This is a genomic window from Pseudoalteromonas sp. OANN1 (assembly GCF_024124685.1).
Taxonomy (GTDB): domain Bacteria; phylum Pseudomonadota; class Gammaproteobacteria; order Enterobacterales; family Alteromonadaceae; genus Pseudoalteromonas; species Pseudoalteromonas piscicida.
In genome coordinates this window covers 15,843-36,080 of the sequence record NZ_JAMXSE010000037.1, presented here as the reverse complement: position 1 = coordinate 36,080, position 20,238 = coordinate 15,843, and the positions used below count along the sequence as shown (strand labels likewise).

Annotated in this window: 18 protein-coding genes and 11 tRNA genes; 13 read left to right on the top strand and 16 right to left on the bottom strand. The window is 41.9% G+C overall.

What is annotated here, in order from left to right:
• Window positions 1-862 precede the first annotated feature (862 nt).
• The 11 genes from NH462_RS22320 to NH462_RS22270 form a co-directional block, all read right to left on the bottom strand.
• Window positions 863-936: transfer RNA gene (locus NH462_RS22320), tRNA-Cys, on the bottom strand.
• Between the two features lie 11 nt (window positions 937-947).
• Window positions 948-1,023 (bottom strand) — tRNA-Gly (locus tag NH462_RS22315).
• A 43-nt stretch (window positions 1,024-1,066) separates the two neighbouring features.
• Window positions 1,067-1,153, bottom strand: a tRNA-Leu gene (locus tag NH462_RS22310).
• A 21-nt stretch (window positions 1,154-1,174) separates the two neighbouring features.
• Window positions 1,175-1,250, bottom strand: a tRNA-Gly gene (locus NH462_RS22305).
• Window positions 1,251-1,307: 57 nt separating this feature from the next.
• A tRNA-Leu gene (locus NH462_RS22300) sits at window positions 1,308-1,394 on the bottom strand.
• A 36-nt stretch (window positions 1,395-1,430) separates the two neighbouring features.
• Window positions 1,431-1,504: transfer RNA gene (locus NH462_RS22295), tRNA-Cys, on the bottom strand.
• A gap of 7 nt (window positions 1,505-1,511) precedes the next feature.
• Window positions 1,512-1,587, bottom strand: a tRNA-Gly gene (locus NH462_RS22290).
• A 209-nt stretch (window positions 1,588-1,796) separates the two neighbouring features.
• Window positions 1,797-2,342: a CDP-diacylglycerol--glycerol-3-phosphate 3-phosphatidyltransferase gene (gene pgsA, locus NH462_RS22285; protein ID WP_010375584.1), complete on the bottom strand. Its 546-nt coding sequence runs from the start codon at window positions 2,340-2,342 to the stop codon at window positions 1,797-1,799.
• Between the two features lie 42 nt (window positions 2,343-2,384).
• Entirely contained in the window at window positions 2,385-4,208 is a 1,824-nt protein-coding gene (gene uvrC, locus NH462_RS22280; protein WP_253107776.1) for an excinuclease ABC subunit UvrC, read from the bottom strand.
• An 11-nt stretch (window positions 4,209-4,219) separates the two neighbouring features.
• Complete coding sequence (uvrY, locus tag NH462_RS22275) at window positions 4,220-4,870, bottom strand: UvrY/SirA/GacA family response regulator transcription factor (protein ID WP_010606537.1); 651 nt, start codon at window positions 4,868-4,870, stop codon at window positions 4,220-4,222.
• A gap of 259 nt (window positions 4,871-5,129) precedes the next feature.
• Window positions 5,130-6,275: a dicarboxylate/amino acid:cation symporter gene (locus NH462_RS22270; protein ID WP_253107775.1), complete on the bottom strand. Its 1,146-nt coding sequence runs from the start codon at window positions 6,273-6,275 to the stop codon at window positions 5,130-5,132.
• A gap of 211 nt (window positions 6,276-6,486) precedes the next feature.
• Between NH462_RS22270 and NH462_RS22265 the strand changes: the two genes are divergently transcribed.
• The 3 genes from NH462_RS22265 (at window position 6,487) to NH462_RS22255 (ending at window position 10,904) form a co-directional block, all read left to right on the top strand.
• Complete coding sequence (locus NH462_RS22265; RefSeq protein ID WP_253107774.1) at window positions 6,487-8,781, top strand: DUF5916 domain-containing protein; 2,295 nt, start codon at window positions 6,487-6,489, stop codon at window positions 8,779-8,781.
• A gap of 128 nt (window positions 8,782-8,909) precedes the next feature.
• The gene (gene cysK / locus NH462_RS22260) at window positions 8,910-9,878 is read left to right on the top strand and encodes a cysteine synthase A (RefSeq protein WP_010375573.1); all 969 of its coding nucleotides are present in this window, start codon (window positions 8,910-8,912) and stop codon (window positions 9,876-9,878) included.
• 159 nt (window positions 9,879-10,037) lie between these two features.
• Window positions 10,038-10,904 (top strand): transporter substrate-binding domain-containing protein, encoded by an 867-nt coding sequence (locus NH462_RS22255; protein WP_017218900.1) that lies wholly within the window; start codon window positions 10,038-10,040, stop codon window positions 10,902-10,904.
• A 97-nt stretch (window positions 10,905-11,001) separates the two neighbouring features.
• On the opposite strand, the gene queE is transcribed toward NH462_RS22255, so the two are convergent.
• Window positions 11,002-11,667 (bottom strand): 7-carboxy-7-deazaguanine synthase QueE, encoded by a 666-nt coding sequence (gene queE, locus NH462_RS22250; RefSeq protein ID WP_010375569.1) that lies wholly within the window; start codon window positions 11,665-11,667, stop codon window positions 11,002-11,004.
• Between the two features lie 123 nt (window positions 11,668-11,790).
• On the opposite strand from queE, the gene queC reads away from it, so the two are divergent.
• The gene (queC, locus tag NH462_RS22245) at window positions 11,791-12,447 is read left to right on the top strand and encodes a 7-cyano-7-deazaguanine synthase QueC (protein ID WP_010375567.1); all 657 of its coding nucleotides are present in this window, start codon (window positions 11,791-11,793) and stop codon (window positions 12,445-12,447) included.
• Window positions 12,448-12,499: 52 nt separating this feature from the next.
• Here queC and cysB read toward each other — a convergent pair whose 3' ends face one another.
• Complete coding sequence (cysB, locus tag NH462_RS22240; protein ID WP_010375565.1) at window positions 12,500-13,477, bottom strand: HTH-type transcriptional regulator CysB; 978 nt, start codon at window positions 13,475-13,477, stop codon at window positions 12,500-12,502.
• A gap of 413 nt (window positions 13,478-13,890) precedes the next feature.
• Between cysB and NH462_RS22235 the strand changes: the two genes are divergently transcribed.
• Window positions 13,891-14,652, top strand: a complete 762-nt coding sequence (locus tag NH462_RS22235) for a hypothetical protein (RefSeq protein WP_039492261.1) — start codon at window positions 13,891-13,893, stop codon at window positions 14,650-14,652.
• A 66-nt stretch (window positions 14,653-14,718) separates the two neighbouring features.
• On the opposite strand, the gene NH462_RS22230 is transcribed toward NH462_RS22235, so the two are convergent.
• Complete coding sequence (locus NH462_RS22230; RefSeq protein ID WP_253107773.1) at window positions 14,719-16,008, bottom strand: NCS2 family permease; 1,290 nt, start codon at window positions 16,006-16,008, stop codon at window positions 14,719-14,721.
• 121 nt (window positions 16,009-16,129) lie between these two features.
• Here NH462_RS22230 and NH462_RS22225 point away from each other — a divergent pair, with 121 nt between their 5' ends.
• The 3 genes from NH462_RS22225 to NH462_RS22215 all read left to right on the top strand — a co-directional run bounded on the left by NH462_RS22225 (window position 16,130) and on the right by NH462_RS22215 (window position 17,811).
• Window positions 16,130-16,579 carry a sel1 repeat family protein gene (locus tag NH462_RS22225; RefSeq protein WP_253107772.1) on the top strand — a complete coding sequence of 150 codons (450 nt, stop codon included), beginning with the start codon at window positions 16,130-16,132 and terminating at the stop codon, window positions 16,577-16,579.
• A gap of 329 nt (window positions 16,580-16,908) precedes the next feature.
• Window positions 16,909-17,304: a SulA-like leucine-rich domain-containing protein gene (locus tag NH462_RS22220; RefSeq protein ID WP_010375559.1), complete on the top strand. Its 396-nt coding sequence runs from the start codon at window positions 16,909-16,911 to the stop codon at window positions 17,302-17,304.
• A gap of 45 nt (window positions 17,305-17,349) precedes the next feature.
• Window positions 17,350-17,811, top strand: a complete 462-nt coding sequence (locus NH462_RS22215; RefSeq protein WP_253107771.1) for a YchJ family protein — start codon at window positions 17,350-17,352, stop codon at window positions 17,809-17,811.
• A gap of 374 nt (window positions 17,812-18,185) precedes the next feature.
• Here the strand turns inward: NH462_RS22215 and NH462_RS22210 are convergent, their stop codons facing one another.
• Window positions 18,186-18,707, bottom strand: a complete 522-nt coding sequence (locus NH462_RS22210; protein WP_010375557.1) for a VC2046/SO_2500 family protein — start codon at window positions 18,705-18,707, stop codon at window positions 18,186-18,188.
• Between the two features lie 112 nt (window positions 18,708-18,819).
• On the opposite strand from NH462_RS22210, the gene NH462_RS22205 reads away from it, so the two are divergent.
• The 4 genes from NH462_RS22205 to NH462_RS22190 all read left to right on the top strand — a co-directional run bounded on the left by NH462_RS22205 (window position 18,820) and on the right by NH462_RS22190 (window position 19,234).
• Window positions 18,820-18,904: transfer RNA gene (locus tag NH462_RS22205), tRNA-Tyr, on the top strand.
• Between the two features lie 20 nt (window positions 18,905-18,924).
• Window positions 18,925-19,009 (top strand) — tRNA-Tyr (locus tag NH462_RS22200).
• 29 nt (window positions 19,010-19,038) lie between these two features.
• A tRNA-Tyr gene (locus NH462_RS22195) sits at window positions 19,039-19,123 on the top strand.
• Between the two features lie 26 nt (window positions 19,124-19,149).
• Window positions 19,150-19,234, top strand: a tRNA-Tyr gene (locus NH462_RS22190).
• Window positions 19,235-19,251: 17 nt separating this feature from the next.
• Here NH462_RS22190 and NH462_RS22185 read toward each other — a convergent pair.
• A complete protein-coding gene (locus NH462_RS22185) occupies window positions 19,252-19,749 on the bottom strand; it encodes a DUF2938 domain-containing protein (protein WP_010375555.1) in 498 nt (165 codons plus the stop codon).
• 72 nt (window positions 19,750-19,821) lie between these two features.
• On the opposite strand from NH462_RS22185, the gene NH462_RS22180 reads away from it, so the two are divergent.
• The gene (locus tag NH462_RS22180) at window positions 19,822-20,217 is read left to right on the top strand and encodes a helix-turn-helix domain-containing protein (protein WP_010375554.1); all 396 of its coding nucleotides are present in this window, start codon (window positions 19,822-19,824) and stop codon (window positions 20,215-20,217) included.
• Window positions 20,218-20,238 lie beyond the last annotated feature (21 nt).

Genomic DNA, 20,238 nt, shown 5'->3' with positions numbered 1-20,238 from the left:
TCTAAATTTGTTTGCGTCATCTAGCGAACTAGAATCTGCTGTTAGAACTCAATCTGTACGAGTGCCCACACAGATGATTGCTTCATATTTTTAAAGAACATTTCGAAACATTTCGTTGTTTCGAGGGGTGTGCATTCTAAGCATTCCCTATTTTTTGTCAACACTTAATTTTGAATTTCTTTAGAAGTTTTCTTCCAAGCTCTCAAAGCTAAGTTTTACTTGACTACCAACTCGTTGGCTTATTACTTTTCAGCGTTGCTCCCCGTGTCGGTGGATGCGCATTATAGGGATATCCGATTTTAGTGCAACCCCTTTTTTCATTAAAACTTATAAAAAATATTTGTTCGAACAAAAAAACAAACTAAACACGTCAAAACAGTATGTTTTTAACTCAAAAAGATCGAATTGAAGTCACGCGAGTCTACATAAACTTTAAGCATCACTAAGGAACAACTGAACAAATGGCGTTATATAACATCTGTTAGCATATCAACTTACCTACTTACATATAGAACTCGAAACAAAACCAGATCAATTCTTCTTTATGTAGAAAAGGTGTACGTAAATTATGTGGAAGTGAAAATGCAAAGCTACTACGAAGCAGTAAGTCTATCCAATAAGCAGGACTAGATACCAAAATGATACCTTTTATCGAAAATATGAATTTAGGTGCGTTTATAAAGGCATTGAATACTAACTTTCGATTCTTCTTATTATTGGCTAGTAGCTATAATAATGATTCTGGGATCTAAAGAAACAATGTTTAAGTAAAAGAAGATGTGGATAAATCAGTAACAGTGAAGTTTTTGGATAATAAAAAGGTAAATAAGTGGGATATTAAGAACAAGGAGAATATGCGATATGGAGGCGGAACCCGGAGTCGAACCGAGGTAGACGGATTTGCAATCCGCTGCATGGCCACTCTGCCATTCCGCCATGAAGAATATTGGAGCGAGTAACGAGGTTCGAACTCGTGACCTCGACCTTGGCAAGGTCGCGCTCTACCAGCTGAGCTATACTCGCATTCCATTTTTCACACTGGTAAATTCTATATGTGAAAAATAAATGGTGCCCGGGGCCGGACTTGAACCGGCACGCTGTTACCAGCGAGGGATTTTAAATCCCTTGTGTCTACCAATTCCACCACCCGGGCATCGGGTGTGAAAGCAAAAATTGGAGCGAGTAACGAGGTTCGAACTCGTGACCTCGACCTTGGCAAGGTCGCGCTCTACCAGCTGAGCTATACTCGCGTTCCGTTTTGTATATAAAAACCATTTAGATTTGTTACATACAAATCCCGATATAAATGGTGCCCGGGGCCGGACTTGAACCGGCACGCTGTTACCAGCGAGGGATTTTAAATCCCTTGTGTCTACCAATTCCACCACCCGGGCATCGGGCTTGCTTTCGCATGTGGATATGTTGAGAAATGGAGGCGGAACCCGGAGTCGAACCGAGGTAGACGGATTTGCAATCCGCTGCATGGCCACTCTGCCATTCCGCCGCAAATTTGGAGCGAGTAACGAGGTTCGAACTCGTGACCTCGACCTTGGCAAGGTCGCGCTCTACCAGCTGAGCTATACTCGCGTTCCATTATTTAAATCCACTTATTTACTAAGCTTCTTTAAACTTTAACTTGCTAGGTGATGCTATCTAAATTTCATTTAGATGACATACTGCCCTCTCAACACGGACGCATTCTACAGAAGTTCTGGAACGCGTCAACATAAAAAATGAATGTTTTGAATCGTTTGCTCAAAATTTATCTAAACCGCTGGGTTTATAATCATTTCAAGTCAAGAATTAGTCAATTCTCCTTTTGCAGCATAGAGATACTGGATCATAGAAACTAATGTTAGCAATGTCGCGATAGCTAAAAGTGCGTAACTTAGCATTGTCATCCAATCTGATAATTGCCAAATCAAACCTATAATAGCTAACATCTGTGCAGCTGTTTTGAATTTACCCAGCCAAGATACAGCAACACTACCTCTTTTACCTTGTTCAGCCATCCATTCACGCAACGCAGAAATAACTATTTCTCTACTAATAATGACAACAGCAGAAATAGTAATGAAATAATTATCATAATGTGTAGCAAGTATCACTAAAGCAACACTGACCATCACCTTGTCGGCAACAGGATCTAAAAAAGCACCAAATGGTGTTGACTGTTCCAACTTACGCGCAAGATAGCCATCGAGGATATCGGTAACAGAAGCTAACCAGAAAATAAAAGCGGCGGCAAAAAACGCCCATGAATAAGGAAGATAAAAAACGACTGCAAACACGGGAATGAGTAGCAATCTAAATGTTGTGAGCGTATTTGGAATATTCCACATAACTACTTGGTATTGTCTTTTTTTCTATGTTCGCATGATTGCTTAAGCTTTGTCATGCAAATGATTAAATATCTTTTCAGCCATTTCAGGGCTGATCCCAGGAACTTGCTTTAATTGATGTATATTTGCAGATTTAACTCCCTGCATGCCTCCTAAAAACTTAAGTAGTGCCTGACGTCTTTTCTGACCTACGCCTTCAATCTCTTCAAGCACAGATTGCGTTCTTTGTTTTTGTCTTTTATTACGATGCCCTGCAATTGCAAAGCGATGTGATTCGTCGCGGATATGCTGGATAAGGTGTAATGCAGGTGAATCACTTTCGACATTCACCGTTTTACGACCACCATCTATAAGCAATGTTTCTAATCCTGGCTTTCGGCTTGTGCCTTTTGCAACCCCTATCAGTATCGGCATTTTACTGAGTTGCCAATCAGCAAAGAAAGATTCTGCCCTACCTAACTGCCCCTTACCACCATCAATAAAAATAATATCGGGTACTTTCGCTTCATCCGACATTTTGCCGTAGCGCTTATTTAATGCAAAATCCATCGCTGCGTAATCATCCCCTGGGGTGATCCCAGTGACGTTATATCTGCGATACTCTCTATTGTTTGGCCCTTGACCATCGAATACGACACACGATGCAACCGTGTTTTCTCCCATGGTATGGCTGATATCAAAACACTCCATTCTTTGAATGTCTGAAAGCCCTAGCACTGCTTTTAGTTTGGCATATCGTTTGGTGATTGAGTCTTGTGCACTTTGTTTAACTTCAATACTGTTTTGCGCATTTTTATTTGCCAATGCAAGATATTGGGCTCGCTCACCGCGAACATTAAACTTGAAATTAACTTTGCGCTTCGAAACTTGAGTCAGCGCGGCTTCTAATGCACTTCCCTCTTCTATCTCGAATGGCAATACAATTTCTTTAGCAATTCTAGAGTGGTTACCCGTTGATATGTAATACTGTCCAAGGAAAGAAGTTAGCACTTCATCTGCGCCAGAATCTTTTGGTACTTTTGGAAAATGTGTTTTCGTCCCAAGTACCTTATGTTCTCTTATCATCAGTACATGAATGGCCACTAAACCGTTCTTCTGCTCATAACCAATGACATCAAGCTCTGCGAAGTTTCCTGCAATGGACTGCTGTTCTTGCATTTGCCTTAATAAAGCAATTTGATCTCTATGTTTTGCCGCTTTCTCAAAATCCAAAGACATACTAGCGGTTTCCATTCGTTCCACCAGCGCTGAGATAACGTCCTGAGAGCGTCCCGTCAAAAACTGTCGAACCATGGCTACTTGTTCTTGGTATTCTTCGTCGCTTACCTTGCCAACGCATGGTCCTGAACATCTTTTTAACTGATACTGCAAACAAGGTCGGCTGCGTGCGCGGTAATACGCATCTTCGCATTGCCTAACGGGGAAGATCTTCTGCATTAACCTCAGACTTTCCGATACTGCAGCACTGCTAGGGAAAGGACCAAAATACTCGCCTTTTTGTTTTCTACTACCACGATGAAATGCAAGTCTTGGATGTTGATGGGCGCTCAGGAAAATATATGGATAACTTTTATCATCTCTTAAGAGGATGTTATATCTCGGCTGATATTTCTTAATTAAGTTATTTTCTAAAAGCAGCGCTTCGGTTTCGGTATTCGTTAACGTTACTTCAATATGGTCAATATTACTGACCAATACTCGCGTTTTACTATCTGTGATATTTGAACGGAAGTAGCTAGAAACTCGCTTTTTTAGGTTTTTTGCTTTACCAACATAAATAACCTGGTCGTCCACATCGTACATGCGGTACACACCAGGTTCTGTTGTTAATGTCTTGAGGAAAGGTTTGTAGTCAAATTCAGTCATTTAAAAAGAACTTAATGACTGCTATCTATATCGATCATTTTATGGCGAATCGCCAAGTGGGTTAATTCCACATCACCGCTCACATTGAGCTTTTCAAACATGCGATAGCGATAACTATTTACCGTCTTAGAGCTTAGGTTCAAGCGATCTGCAATATTTTGTGCTTTCTCACCTTTAGTGATCATGAGCATGATCTGCAATTCTCTTTCCGATAGCGATTGGAAAGGGTTTTCGTCATTGCGGCCACTAAATTGCGCAAGGGCAATTTGCTGAGCAATTTCTGGCGCAATATAACGTTGACCAGCATTAACCGCACGTATTGCATTGATCATTTCATCAGGGCCAGCACCTTTTGTTAGGTAACCATGCGCACCAATTTGCATTACCTTGCTTGGAAAAGGATCTTCACAATGCACGGTAAGCACAATAACTTTTACATCAGGACAGTAACGGCAAATCTTTTTGGTCGCTTCCAATCCACCAATACCAGGCATGTTCATGTCCATTAGCACAATGTCAGGCTCACTTTGGCGACAAAAGGTTACGGCTTCCTCACCGGTTTTGGCTTCTCCTACCACTTTAAAGCCACGCACATCATCTAAAATGCGTTTTATGCCAGTCCTGACAAGTTCATGATCATCAACTAAAAGCACATTAATCAATGGCACACCCTCTACATATATATTGGTAAAAGGAGCGAAGCAACCAACAGCCTCGCTTCCAGATGTTTGAGATTACCACATATTTTTTAAAAGCATAACGATAGAAACAAGAGAAAAATACAATTTTGATATGAATTAACCAAATAGTTAATTAATGGAAGAAGCTGGTTGATTATAATTTCACCGCTTTGTGATTTTAAAGGCAGCCGCTACGGCATTTTAGCCATAGCGACTTATAGTAGATTTATTTTTATATGACTCAGCTTTGCTTTGAAAATTGATCGACCCAAAGTGCAATCACACCATCACCAGTTACATTACATGCTGTGCCAAAACTATCTTGCGCTAAATATAAAGCAATCATCAATGCCACTGCGCCCTCATTAAAACCAAGCATACTGGTCAATAGCCCAAGCGCAGACATAACCGCTCCACCCGGCGCACCAGGAGCCGCAATCATTACTACACCAAGCATAAAGATGAATGGCAACATTTCCGACAATGAAGGTACAACCATCTCAGGAGAAAGCAGCATCACAGCCATTGCGCAAGTCACTATGGTAATAGTCGACCCTGACAAATGGATGGTGGCACAAAGTGGTACGGTAAAATTGGCAACCTCTTCGTTAACATTATTAGATTTACTTGCACGAAGAGACACTGGAATAGTTGCCGCGCTCGACATAGTACCAATCGCAGTAAAATACGCAGGTAGCATATTTTTGATTAATTCCAATGGATTTCTACCAAGTAACAGGCCGCTTACCACAAACAAAGTGCTTAGCCATAGCCAATGCATAATAATCGCGGCAAGCAATACCACGCCAAACGTACTCAGGGTGTCGAATACCGTACCTGTTACCGCCATTTCAGCAAAAACACCGGCAATGTAAAGTGGTAATATTGGAATAATGACTTTCGCAAGCAGTGCATCTACCACATCTCTCGCTTCGTCAGTGACGCCTTTAAGTTTAGTTAAACCACACTGACTCATCCCAATACCAAAGATAAATGCAGTTGCAAGTGCCGTCATCACTCCCATCAGCGGAGGGATCTCGATATTAACAAAGCTCTTAAGATGAGATTCTTCCACGGCTTGATAAGCAACACCACCGTCAAAAAATGGAATGAAAGCATTAACTAATAGAAATGCTAACGTGCCAGCAATAATGGTTGACCCATAAGCAAAGCCGACTGTCTTACCAAGCAAGTGGCCCGATCCCTTTGGTAAACCTGCTATACCTGAAGCAATAAAAAGCAGGATTATCAGAGGAATAGTAAAGCTGATAAGTTGCCCTATGATCACCTTGAAGGTGTATAAGAGCTCAACTAACACAGTCGGCAAGTACAGACCCGCCAACATACCAGCGACGATACCCGCCACTAGCTTCAATATAAGAGACATAGTTACTTCCTAGCAGATTTTCAAAGGCGTTGTTGTAACATGTTTTTGACCATCTTTGCTATTAATTCGATGGAGATAAATCGATTTGTACATTTTATGTATACATATTCGCCACCTAACGTAAATAATTGCAACTTGACGAAAATAAATTGTTTCAGCTCATTGCATATTATCTAATACTGACAAAAGTCTCTGTATAATAATTAAATTCATGCTTAAAGCTGTAACCTACTCTTTTGTCGTACTTAGTCTATCTAGCCAAACATGGGCACTAGACCCAAATAAAATCCCATTTATCGATAGCTCTGCAAAAATTGATGGTGTACTTGAAGCCGATATTTGGCAACGTGCATTAGAAATAGATATCAACAACATCACTTGGCCATACGAGAACCAATCAAGTCCAGTACAAACTAAGGCCTACGTATATGAGAATGGTCAATCTTTATTTATTGCTTTTGATGCAAAGGACCCTAATCCTGAGTTGATCCGCGCATTTTATCGTGACCGTGACCGCGCCTGGGAAGATGATCTTGTCGGCATTAAAATTGATTCATTTAACAACGCCCAAAGCGCTTATCAGTTTTTCATCAATCCACTAGGTGTACAACAAGACTCAATTGAAAACGAACTCACTAAAAGTGAGAATGGTTCTTGGAATGGGATCTGGGATAGCGTCGGAAAGATCAATAAAGATGGTTATGTTGTTGAAGTTGAAATCCCACTTCGTGTATTAAATTTTAACGACTCCCTTGAGAGCAAAACCATGGCTTTAGAGTTTCTGCGTTTTTATCCAAGAAATGAAAGGTTGCGTATCTCCAGCATGCAATTGCGACATGCAAATTCTTGCTGGATCTGTCAGATGCCAAAATATCAAGGATTTGCTAAGGCTAAGCAAGGTAGTAACTTTGCCGTTATTCCAACACTTGTCACCAATAGGCAAGAATCTCGCGACATTAATGATGGTATCGCAGAGCCGTGGCAAGCCGACAATAATGTCGAGCCGGGTTTAGACGTAAAGTGGGCTATCACACCAGACACGACGCTAAACGCAACACTAAACCCTGATTTCTCACAAGTTGAAGCTGACACAGGACAATTGAGCGTCAACAATAGCTTTAGCCTATTTTTCCCTGAAAAACGGGCGTTCTTTTTAGATAATTCCGATTACTTTTCTTCTCACCTTAACCTTATTCATACTCGGAACATTTCAGCACCCGATTATGGCGTCAAGCTTACCGGTAATAAAAACGGTCACACTTTTGCAGGATTTATTGCCAACGATGAAAGACTCAATGTCGTTGTTCCTGGAAATTTAGGCTCGAGCGTTGTCTCATTAGAGAGAAAAAGCCAAAACATGGCACTTAGATACCGTCATGACATAAACAAAACCTTGTCTGTAGGCGTGACATCGACGACCAGGCAAAGCGACGACTATCGCAACCAAGTTGCGAGTATAGACGCCAAATACAAGCCAACAGATAACGATACCCTACAAGTGCAGTTAATTGGTTCAGATACAAACTATGATAGCGCTTTTGTTGAATCGTTATGTGATAACACGCTCGCTGAGTGCGACCTAAACGAAAGCGTACTCAGAGTGATTGACGAAGATGACCGCGGTGCTGGCTATTACGTTAATTATGAGCACAATCGCAAGCATTGGAAGGCATTTACCAGTTATCAAGCTCGCGATGCCGCACTTAGAACCGATATGGGCTTTATCACTCAGGTCGACTTTAATAAATTTCTTTTTGGCGGTGAGTACCGTTGGTATGGCGATGACAACAACTGGTGGAACCGTGCACGTTGGTACGCCGACTGGGATATTTCCCACAACGAGCAAGGCGAGTTATTAGAAAAAGAAGTGCAAACCAACTTTGCAGTTGACGGCCCATTGCAAAGCTTTCTTGATTTCGGTGTTGAACATAGAAAACGCACTGGACTGCGACATGATGAAACCCGCCTTGCGATTGACGGCAATACCGATCTATTTACCGAGAATTCACAGTGGACCTATATGGAGTTCAAGCCAATGGCCGGCGTTTTCGCAGGCTTGAACTTAAGTAAAGGAAACCGCGTTGATCTTGCAAACAACCGTCTTGGTGATTTGTACTTCGCCCGCCCAGTTATTAACGTCAATCTTGGCAAACATTTTGAAGTTAGATTGCGCCATACATTCGAAAAAATGAAAGCGAATGGCGCAAAAGTTTATACCGCAAATCTGAGCGATATACGCCTGACTTACCAATTTAACATTAATAGCTATCTGAGATTGGCAATCATCAACACGGATATTTCGAGAAACCAGAGCAATTATAATGACGATGTTGATGCGACTTATAAAAGCATCAGTACCCAACTGCTCTATTCCTACAAACTAAACCCACAAACCGTTTTCTTTGCAGGCTATTCCGATCATGGTTATCAAGACGATGATTTGTCAAAGATAACTAAAGACGAAAAGACGGTATTTATGAAGTTCAGTTATGCCTGGTTGATTTAAATATCAATATTTAAATAACTATTGGCTATAAGCAAATTTGATATATCTTATAGCCAATCTTTCCTTTCGTTTTGCGAAATGCGCAGTAAAGTGATGGAATACAAGCAAACCTAGATTAGGGAACACAAATGACTAAAGTATATGCAGATAACAGTCTAACTATCGGTAATACACCGTTGGTTAAAATCAATCGCGTTTCTGGCGGCAATGTTTACGCAAAAGTGGAAGCGCGTAACCCAAGCTTCAGCGTTAAATGCCGTATTGGTGCATCTATGATCTGGGAAGCTGAAAAAGCGGGCCTTCTTAGCGAAGGTAAAGAACTTATTGAACCGACTTCAGGTAACACGGGTATTGCATTGGCTTTCGTTGCTGCTTCTCGTGGTTATAAGTTGACACTTACTATGCCAAATACGATGAGCCTTGAGCGTCGTAAACTACTTAAAGCACTTGGCGCAAATTTAGTGCTGACAGAAGGCGCCAAGGGCATGAAAGGCGCGATTGAAAAAGCAAATGAAATCCAAGCAAGTAACCCTGAAAAATACGTGTTACTGCAACAGTTTGAAAACCCAGCAAACCCGAAGATCCACTTTGAAACAACGGGTCCGGAAATTTTTGATGCACTTGAAGGTAATATCGATTACTTCGTTGCGGGCGTTGGTACGGGTGGCACGATCACTGGTGTTTCGCGCTATCTGAAAAATGAAAAAGGCCTAAATGTTAAGTCAATCGCTGTTGAGCCAGTTGACTCACCAGTTATCACGCAAACCCTTGCGGGCGACGAAGTAAAACCGGGTCCACACAAAATTCAAGGGATCGGTGCTGGCTTTATTCCGGGCAACCTAGATCTTGAGCTTATTGATGGCGTTGAGTTGGTCTCTAATGAAGATGCAATTGCAATGGCACACCAGCTGATGAAAGACGAAGGTATTTTAGTAGGTATTTCTTCAGGCGCAGCCCTAGTTGCCGCAAAGCGTATTGCCGAGCAACCTGAAAATGCTGATAAAAACATCGTGGTTATTTTGCCAAGCGCTGCAGAGCGTTACCTAACTAGCCCACTCTTTGCAGACACATTCTCTGAACAAGAATTAGTGCAGTAAGACTAGAGCTTCATATTCTAGACTTCCAAGGGGCATCACTGCCCCTTTGTTTTTTATATTATTCCTTTTAATTTCACCTCCTTTCACTACACTTTATCTATTCGCTACGCTTTTTTGACTTCGATGACTGTAAAGACCTTATTACTCTTGTTTTTTCTCATGTTTAGTAGCTTCATCTATGGGGAGAATTTAAACGTCGCCTACTTTAAGGGTGGTGAATTTCGCCTTGTTGCTGGAGAAAAGTATCAAGGGGGCTATCTATACAATAAGAAAGGCAAAAATGCCTTCATTCATATTGTGACGTTAGATTGGCCACCTTATATCGGTGCAAACCTCTGCAATAAAGGCTGGGCCTTTCAGTTTGCCGTCGCACTGCTTACCGATTTAGATTATCAAGTGTATGTTGAATTTTTGCCTTGGGCTCGTGCCGTAAGGGCCGCAGAAACAGGCAAAGCTGATATTTTATTCCCAGAATACTATATTGAGGATTCAGCACCATCTGACAATCACAAGAATAAGACCCGCAGAGAGCTACTTGCCTTATCTAATGCCTTTCCTGGTGGCGAAATCGGCTTTTTGAAGCGAAGAGGTGAAGAAGACCGCTTTGATGGTAATCTAAACTCAGTTAAGAATGAGCTCATTGGCGTCGTGAGAGGCTATCAGAATACCCCCGAGTTTGATGCTATGATGGATAATGGTGAATTTGTTACAGTAGAAGCCGTAAATGATTTACAGCTAGTGAAATTACTCGTCGGTAAGCGCGTAAATTTAGTAATAGGCGATCCAAAAGTACTGCGCTTTACAGTCAATTATTCAGACTTACCTAGAGCTGAGAAAATTGAATTACTGAGAAACATAGAAAACGTGACACCGCCTATAAAGTACAATCACCTCTACTTTGCGCTTAGCAAGCAAAAACCACATTGGCGTGAATTGCTCAAAGACATCAATCGCAATCTCTATCAATTTGAGAACAGTGGCGAAACGCAAAGAATGATCGAAATGGTCAGTAACGAGTGTTATTAACCTCTACAAAGGGCTTAACGCCTAAGCACCGCGTTTGTTCAATACCTCTGCTTAAACACACCGCATTTTTAGCTAAAATACGCTTAGGCAAATCGCTTTAGTTAATCCCTAAATACTTGTGCACTTGAACTGATAAGCGCCAATTTTTCGCTTTGCAATTGTCTATTGCAAGCTTAGTGGCCTTGGCTTTTTGGCTGATTGGCTGAAGATACACTAACTTTGGTTCAACCCCAGTTTGTGCAAATAACGCCTCTAATTCCTCAATATGCTTTTGCATCGCAACGGGGTGCTTTATCTCATCAGCACGAGCCATTGCACTTGGAAGTACTTTGTAACCCCCACGCATATTAATTTTTGGCGATACGGTAACCCAAGTTTCAGCTGGCGCGAGGATCTCAAATGTACCACTGGTTTCAATCTGTGTGCTGTACCCTTTGCTATGCAATAACTCGCATAACGGGCGAAGATCAAACATACAAGGTTCACCACCAGTGATCACCACATGTTTGGCTTGGTAGCCCCGCGACTCGAAAATCGCCAAGATCTCGTCAGCACTCGCGTTCGCCCACCACTCTGAGTCAGCCTTTTTTTCTACAGTGTTATCCAATGAAACAATAAAAGTGTCGTTGGTTTCCCACGTTTGTTTGGTATCACACCAAGCGCAACCAACTGGACAGCCCTGCAAACGTAAAAAGATTGAAGGCGTACCAGTGAAGCTTGCTTCACCCTGAATTGTTTCAAATATTTCGTTAACCTTGTACAAAATGGCCCCGTGTTTAAGATAAAGTTGTCGAAAAATACCGCGAGAAAATTGTCATTTCTCCAGCGGCCGTGTAGTATATCGCGCCCTGAAGTAAACCTCTATCAAAATCGAGGCAAATCACCTATGAGCGAAAAAGTTGTCGTAATCTATTCCGGCGGAATGGACTCTTACACTGTATTAAACAAGGCTGTCCGCGAGGGCCATGAGGTTTATGCACTGTCTTTTAACTATGGCCAGCGACATGTAAAAGAGCTACAAGTTGCCGCTGACGTATGTGCAAAACTCGGCGTTGCTCATAAGGTCGTTGATATTTCTGCTATCAATCAATTATTGTCAGGCTCTAGCCTAACTGATGACATCGACGTGCCAGAAGGCCACTATGAAGAAGAGAGCATGAAGAGCACGATTGTGCCTAATCGCAATATGATTTTGCTTTCTCTTGCGGTAGGTTACGCTGTCTCTCTAAAAGCAAATAAGGTATTTTACGGTGCTCACTCTGGCGATCATGCAATTTATCCAGATTGCCGCCCAGAGTTCGTTAAAAAGATGGATGATGTTTGTCGCATTGCGAACTACGACGCCGTTGAAATTGTGAGTCCTTACCTTAACAACTCAAAAATTGATATCCTGACTGACGGTCTAAAAATGGGATTAGATTACGCTGACACTTGGACGTGTTACAACGGCCGCGAAAAAGCATGTGGTAAGTGTGGTGCTTGCCAAGAGCGTCTCGAAGCATTTGAACTAAACCACGCAACAGATCCACTCCCGTACGAATAACCGTATCGAAAAAGGCCTCTGTTGAGGCCTCTTCATATGCTGTTCAAGTGCTTCATTTCACAGGAAGCGTCATACCTTCAAACAGCTTGTCAATATCATCTTGATTTCGCAGCAAGCTTGCACGCTCTACCACATCTTTTGTGAGATGCGGTGCAAATCGCTCAATAAAGTCGTACATGTAGCCTCTTAGGAAGCTCCCTTTTCTGAAACCGATTTTCGTCGTACTTGCTTCAAATAGGTGACTTGCATCGATGCAAACTAAGTCGCTATCAGACTTTTCATCAAGTGCCATTGACGCCAATACACCAACACCGAGTCCTAATCTTACATAGGTTTTAATCACATCAGCGTCTGTTGCAGTAAACACGATGTGAGGCTCCAAGCCATGAGCATTAAATGCTTTATCCAGTTCTGAGCGGCCAGTAAAACCAAACACATAAGTGATCAACGGATATTTAGCGACGTCTTGCACCGTCAGTGCACTGCCTTTTTGTGCAAGTGGATGGTCTTTGGCGACCACAATACTGCGATTCCAGTGATAGCAAGGTAGCATGACCAGATCACTGTACAAGTGTAGCGCCTCGGTGGCGATAGCAAAGTCAGCATCACCTCGAGCGGCAGCATCAGAGATTTGCTGTGGCGTACCTTGATGCATATGTAGAGAAACCGCCGGGTATTTTTTCATAAACCCTTGGATCACAGGAGGTAACGCGTAACGAGCTTGAGTATGCGTCGTTGCGATGTTCAGTTTACCTTGATCTGGTAAGGTATGTTCATTTGCAACCGCTTTGATCCCTTCCACTTTAGAAAGGATCTCACGAGCAATATTAATAATTTCATTACCTGCGCCCGTAACATGCGTTAAATGCTTACCGCTACGGCCAAAAATTTGTACCCCCAACTCGTCTTCAAGCATGCGCACTTGCTTTGAAATACCAGGTTGAGAGGTATATAAACTTTCCGCCGTCGCTGACACATTAAGGTTGTGATTCAACACTTCGACGATATATCTCAATTGTTGTAATTTCATATTGCTTTTATTCTTATGATCTCTTGATGTTGAGCATCAGCCCATAGCAAAACCGCTTTTTGTTAGCGAGTTCAGTGCAAAGCGATAAAAACCGCCTGTTACGACCTTATGTAGGCTAGCACATTTGGTAAAAATGAGGTAGCCAAGAGGTACTAAATATCAGCATTTTCACTGACGCTCAGACAGTCACTTGGCCAAATAGCGAATATTTTGACACGCTTTTGCAAACTCACGAGCTAAATCTGGCGACTATCTTTCACTAAAACTAACCGCTCATTTAGGCATCGACTATACTAAAAAATAATGAATTCTTTATCTTTTTTACAGGTTATTGTCGTAAACCTGTTCAGAATAGTACGAATTCATGTAAGATTAAAAAATTACACTGGTGGTTACATGAAAGAGATTTCAGTATGTTTGTTTCTATTATAATAATGTTGATTGTTGCACTTATCGTCATAGCAGTTTGGGTAAGCGCTATCCAGCAACATAAAGAGAAACAAGAAGCGGAGAGACGCAAAGAACTTGCTAAGCAAAAACGCGTAATAGAAGAAGCGGAAGACGTCATCATGAATGGCAGCAATATTCCGATGTCTGAAGTCATGATCCGTATTATTCAACGCCGCGTGCATGACGCTTTAGCCGCAATGGTGGAGTTGTCTCCAACTTCGAAAGAATTAAAAAGTCGCTTACACGAGTCGCAAGAGCGCTTAAATACTCAGCCTGAAAAAGCAGCTGACTCAGACTCGATAGCACTTCCTGACAATGACAAGCAAATTATCGCATTAGTTCAAGGCATAAAGAAATTACGCCAACTACTGCGCTCTGAGCATAGTAAAGGTAAAGTAGACACTCAACTGTTCGTTAATGAAGACCGTAGGCTGGAGCGGTTTCAGCTTAAAATCAATGTTGAAAGCCAGATAAAACGCGGGCTTTCAGCAAGGACTGCAAATATGGTCGGTTCGGCAAGACAATACTTTGAAAAAGCTTACGCTACAATTTGCGCCGTCTCATACAATGATGACTATGTAAAAGAGAAAAAAGCACAGCTCGAAGGTTATTTAGAAGAGATCAGCAGCGAACTTAGAGCGTCCAACGCATCAGCGGTGAAAAAGAAAGCAGAGCAAGAACAAGACGACTTGGACGTTCTGTTTGCACCGAAGAAGAAGTGGTAACACCATTATTTACGTAAAAGGCTGGTCTCCCAGCCTTTTTGTTACAAATGAAGTAAACCCACTTGTTTAACCAAAAGCAAACTTAACGATAAAGAGTACTGTCAGTACCCAAACGCTGATACTGATTTCATTTGCTTTGTTACACGCCAATTTAACTGCTGTATAAGAAATAAAACCCAAAGCAATACCATGCGCGATTGAAAACGTGAGCGGTGTCATCAATAACACAACACTCACCGGAATAGCATCGCTCATCTCATCCCAATTAATCAACTTTAGGTTTTGTAGCATTAATACCGACACATACAATATCGCGCCCGCCGTCGCATATGCAGGAACCATCTGTGCCAGTGGCGCAAAGAACATCATGAGTAAGAAACAGATCCCTACGACCACGGCCGTCAACCCTGTGCGACCACCGACGGATACACCTGACACTGATTCGATGTATGAAGTCGTCGTTGAGGTACCGAGCACTGAGCCTGCAATCGTCGCGGTGCTGTCAGCTGACAGTGCCCTACCCAGTCTTGGCATACGTCCATGCTCGTCAGATAATCCAGCCTTTTGCGTCACCGCAACCAATGTGCCGCTGGTATCAAATAAATCGACAAATAAAAATGCAAACACCACGCTAAGCATGGACAGTTCAAAAATTCCGCTCAAATCCAACTGCATATAGGTCGGCGCGATGCTTGGGGGCACGTCAACAACCCCGTGATAATCTACAAGCCCAAGTCCCCACGCAATACCCGTTACCATTAAAATGCTGATAAGCACGCCACTTTTGACTTCACGGTACATGAGCGCCGCAATCACAAAAAAGCTCGCAATGGCTAATAGCGGGCCGGGAGAAGTGATATCACCGAGTTGTACTAATGTAGCATCGCTTGCGATAACAATTTTCGCGTTTTTTAGCGCGATTAACGCTAAGAATGCGCCAATACCTGCCGCAATCGCACGCTTTAGCACGATAGGTATAGCTTGGATCACCCATTCGCGAACCTTGAATACGCTCAAAAATAGAAATAAACAGCCCGACATAAATACCGCGCCTAATGCACTTTCCCATGTATAGCCCATGCCGAGCACAACACCATAGGTAAAAAAGGCGTTTAAGCCCATTCCAGGTGCAAGCGCTAATGGATAGTTTGCCCATAGCCCCATAATAAAACAGCCGATTGCGGCTGCGATACAAGTTGCCACAAAAGCAGCGCCGTGATCCATACCAGCTTCTGCTAGCATTGCTGGGTTTACGAAAACGATGTAAACCATAGTAACGAATGTCGTCAAGCCAGCAATCACCTCGGTTCTTACATTGGTGTGCATAGCTTGCAGTGAAAATAACCGCTCGAGCATAACTAAAATTACAAATTTGAGGAACAAGTGGTTGGATTTTAACACGAATCACTTTAAAACTCGGACAAAATAGTTAAAATTCAGCTACACTCTGCTTATCAACATTATTGCGAATAAAGATATGGATCAAAATAGCACCGACAACTCAGCAAACCATGACTTAGAACAGCAGCTGCTGAATGTGCTTGAATTTGTAACGTCGCCATTAAAAGCGGACGCAAAATTCCCAGATCTTCACGACAATACCCAAGCTTTGAAAAAAGGCCTTTATTACCTAAAAGAAAAATCTTTTCCGCTGGCGGCAAAATGGCTAAGACTGGCCGCGATGTCTGGTGATTTGAAGGCACAGTTTTTTTTAGGTTTGTTGTTTATGAAAGGTCAAGGAGTGCCACCCAGCCCCTTTCATGCAGCTGCTTGGTTAAGTTTGGCCAGTAGCCAAGGACACAAAGGTGCCGAACAAGTACTATTAGATGTACGCCGTTTTATTACAACTAAGCGCTTTAGAGATGCACAGTGCTATGCTGCAACACTTTACGAGCAAATTCATCAACTACAGCATATTAGCCAGTAAATTAAATTTTGCTCACCAAAAAAATGTAGGCTAGGCGTAGCTAAGCCTCTCTTAAGTAAACGTACGCTTACCCTCTGCAACGATCACAATAGTACAAGGAAAACTACTGTATAGCATCTGAGAAAGCTTCCTATTGCTTTACTCATACTGAACTTTCGTCAATTTAGCTGTCATCTAAAAAAATCACAACCCATTGTTTTATTTAAAAAATTAAAATTTAATACAAATCAAGCTTAAATATTGATTAAAAAGCTAGCAATTTCTCTTGCATTCACACACTGTATAAACTACTGTATACAAATACTGTATAGATAACCAGTGAGACAATTATGTTACACAGCAATACACTTCTACAGCCAAACAATTCGACTTATTACACACTTAACGAAATCAATAATGTAATCGTTGAAGATGAGATCGTCGCTAGCTTAGAGTTACTTAAAGTTTTACATAAATGTCAACATAAACAAGGCTGGACGCTACTCGTTGCGCCCGATAATGTACCAAACAAGTCACTGCTAGAAAGTGCTTCAGTTGATGCAAGCAAGTTGCTCGTCATTAGGCAAAAGCACATATACGACCTTGAGTATGTACTTAAAAGTGCTATCAGCAATGGTAATTTCGCTGCTGTGGTGATATGGACTGATATTGCTTCAGTGCAAACTATCAACAAAATGGAATTGCCAGTATCTGACGTTGCGATCCACTGTTTTCAAAGCGCTTAACAAGCTACAATAACAGGATATAAATTTGTTAAAACTGAAGTTTTTATGTCTTGTTATTGCAATTCATCCCTTCCCTATTCGCAATGCTGTGAGCCGTACCTTAAGGGACAAAAATTCGCAGAGCGTCCACAAATACTCATGCGCTCTCGCTATACTGCATACTGCTTAAAAGATGCACAGTATATTCATGACACCTACGCCCAGGCTAAACAAGCACAAAATAGTGTCGACGATATTGCTGCATTTGCTAATTATGCACGCTTTATAAAATTGGAAGTGCTAGAAGAAGTAGCAGAAGCTACTCAGGAGGTTGTTGAGTTTAAGGCGCACTATATCGCAGAAAACACGCACTATATACTCCATGAACGGTCAAATTTTATTACCGAAGCAGGCAGATGGTATTACTTAGATGGTGAATTGTACGATACGCCTACAACCAAAGTAGGCAGAAATGACGTCTGTCCGTGCGACAGTGGTAAAAAGTATAAAAAGTGCCATGGTAGCTAAAATAGTCTGAATTAGAGATTAAATACAAAGCAATAAAAAAGCTTGAAACGAGCTAAGGATGATTAAAGGCCGTTTAGCTTATACCAGTTGTATTAAGTAAATGATCTATCTTGAAGCGGGGAAATAGCTTTAGTAGCAAGGCAAAAATTTTGCTATTTAGTTGTTCTAAATGAGAAATTTTTAACGAAGCTAATATGCTATTTCACCCTTCAAATTGATTAGAGAATTAATTCAATTGGTATTAGACATGAAGCACGATAAGCATGGCGTTTTATGTCAGTCTAGTAACGAAGCAAACAGCTGTAAAACAGCAAGTTTAATACCAGTTTGTCTTAAACTTGCTCAATTTGAAGAAGTAAAAGCAGCTAATGTTGTTACGCCGTCGCGCGTAACATACTCTGCATATCTCCCGTTGCAATTTGATCATAAAAACCAGCTGCATCCATTGCCTTATCAGTAACCAAGGCCAGTTTACCTTGCGCGCTCGCCAAACGCCTTTTAACCGCTGGTTCCAAATTTTCTACAACTTCGAGTGGAATATGCTTTTTATCATTTCGTGCGGCAAAAGGTTCTGGATTTAAATTTTCTTGCAATCGCAAGGTCGCCATCGCCCCCATAGATACCAGCTGCGCGTTTTGCTGACCAATAAGCATATTATACTCTTTTGGCGCAAGTGGCTTTTGTGGACCTATTTCAAATTGCTTTTTTAGTGTTTCTTCTGAGTTATCTTTTGCGGCAGCTTCAGATTTTGGTAGATGAAATTGGCTAAAATCTAATGCATCGGTTGATAGCATAGATAATAGCATGGCAAAATCGGCAGAGCGCGTCTCATGAACACTAATGTTCAACGCGGACCCTAATTGCGACTCACTGATTAAAACGCCATCAATTTGCATGTATTCCAACCGATTATTTTGCTAATTATGAATTTATCGGCCTTTTTCCGAAAAACTTTAGTAGTTTTCTTTACTTCGAAAAAAACTTTGTTATTATCACCGCCGTTGTTTAGGAGGGGTTCCCGAGCGGCCAAAGGGATCAGACTGTAAATCTGACGGCTCAGCCTTCGCTGGTTCGAATCCAGCTCCCTCCACCATAAACAACAGTTACAATTTCGGAGGGGTTCCCGAGCGGCCAAAGGGATCAGACTGTAAATCTGACGGCTCAGCCTTCGCTGGTTCGAATCCAGCTCCCTCCACCACTTTCAAATTGTAACGCTTTAAAATGTATGGAGGGGTTCCCGAGCGGCCAAAGGGATCAGACTGTAAATCTGACGGCTCAGCCTTCGCTGGTTCGAATCCAGCTCCCTCCACCACTTTTAAAATAAACGCTCCAAATGATGGAGGGGTTCCCGAGCGGCCAAAGGGATCAGACTGTAAATCTGACGGCTCAGCCTTCGCTGGTTCGAATCCAGCTCCCTCCACCACTTTCTATTGCTTTATCTCACAATAAGCTTACATATATAAACGAGCTTAAAAACAACCCAAAGCCAAAAATCAAATGTGCTGCCATACTTTTTACCCTTGCCTTAGTCGGCTCTGGTAATTTAGATGCTGCGATCCCTGCACCAAAACAGGGTTGCATAATAAAAAATGGAAAAACACACGTTATGAAGCCAAAAACTAACGCAGTCAAAAGGCTAGGCTCAATCAACCAAGGCTTGCCCACGCTCAGTAGAAACACCAAGGCGAATACAATCCCAATGAAATAATGCATGGACCAGCCAATGACACGTTCACCAGATATTGGTTTACTACGCCCGATACCTTGATGCGTAAGTTGACCTTGACACAAGTGTCCAATCCACCTACCAACTAATGCATAATCTAAGCCCTTTATGGCAAACAAGCGACTGAGCATAAATGCCCACAAATCCATAACAAGCGTTGCACCTACGCCAATCACGACTGCTGGCATTAATATCGAATATAGGTTTTCCACTATTTTTACTCCTCTTTTTTACTGATAGCCGCTATCCTACTAGTTCAAGTTAACTTTAAGTCAAGGGCAAAAATGGATATCAGTGAAGTTGCAAAGAAGTCAGGTTTACCCGCATCCACGCTTAGATATTATGAAGAAAAAGGACTGATCCGATCGATTGGTCGACAAGGGCTCAAACGTGTTTTCCCCCCTTCGATACTTGAACGTCTAGCACTTATTACACTTGGCAGAAACGCAGGCTTTTCGTTAGATGAGATAGCGGACATGTTTACCCCCGAGGGTAAAGCGGATATTGATAGGGTGAAGTTACAATCCAAAGCGGATGAATTAAATGAAACCATTAAGCATTTAACTGCAATGCGAGATGGCCTCTATCACGCTGCAAAATGCCCTGCGCCAAGCCATTTTGAATGTCCGACATTTCAAAAGCTGTTAAAACGAGCGGCAAAGGTGAGGCCCGACAAATAATAGGCATAAACAGGACACTAT

Bases quoted from the DNA above. Each gene is read 5' to 3' on its own strand.
- pgsA (WP_010375584.1), bottom strand. From the start codon at position 2,342: ATGTGGAATATTCCAAATACGCTCACAACATTTAGATTGCTACTCATT.
- uvrC (WP_253107776.1), bottom strand. From the start codon at position 4,208: ATGACTGAATTTGACTACAAACCTTTCCTCAAGACATTAACAACAGAA.
- NH462_RS22270 (WP_253107775.1), bottom strand. From the start codon at position 6,275: ATGTCTCTTATATTGAAGCTAGTGGCGGGTATCGTCGCTGGTATGTTG.
- NH462_RS22265 (WP_253107774.1), top strand. From the start codon at position 6,487: ATGCTTAAAGCTGTAACCTACTCTTTTGTCGTACTTAGTCTATCTAGC.
- cysK (WP_010375573.1), top strand. From the start codon at position 8,910: ATGACTAAAGTATATGCAGATAACAGTCTAACTATCGGTAATACACCG.
- NH462_RS22255 (WP_017218900.1), top strand. From the start codon at position 10,038: ATGTTTAGTAGCTTCATCTATGGGGAGAATTTAAACGTCGCCTACTTT.
- queC (WP_010375567.1), top strand. From the start codon at position 11,791: ATGAGCGAAAAAGTTGTCGTAATCTATTCCGGCGGAATGGACTCTTAC.
- cysB (WP_010375565.1), bottom strand. From the start codon at position 13,477: ATGAAATTACAACAATTGAGATATATCGTCGAAGTGTTGAATCACAAC.
- NH462_RS22235 (WP_039492261.1), top strand. From the start codon at position 13,891: ATGTTTGTTTCTATTATAATAATGTTGATTGTTGCACTTATCGTCATA.
- NH462_RS22230 (WP_253107773.1), bottom strand. From the start codon at position 16,008: ATGCTCGAGCGGTTATTTTCACTGCAAGCTATGCACACCAATGTAAGA.
- NH462_RS22225 (WP_253107772.1), top strand. From the start codon at position 16,130: ATGGATCAAAATAGCACCGACAACTCAGCAAACCATGACTTAGAACAG.
- NH462_RS22220 (WP_010375559.1), top strand. From the start codon at position 16,909: ATGTTACACAGCAATACACTTCTACAGCCAAACAATTCGACTTATTAC.
- NH462_RS22215 (WP_253107771.1), top strand. From the start codon at position 17,350: ATGTCTTGTTATTGCAATTCATCCCTTCCCTATTCGCAATGCTGTGAG.
- NH462_RS22210 (WP_010375557.1), bottom strand. From the start codon at position 18,707: ATGCAAATTGATGGCGTTTTAATCAGTGAGTCGCAATTAGGGTCCGCG.
- NH462_RS22180 (WP_010375554.1), top strand. From the start codon at position 19,822: ATGGATATCAGTGAAGTTGCAAAGAAGTCAGGTTTACCCGCATCCACG.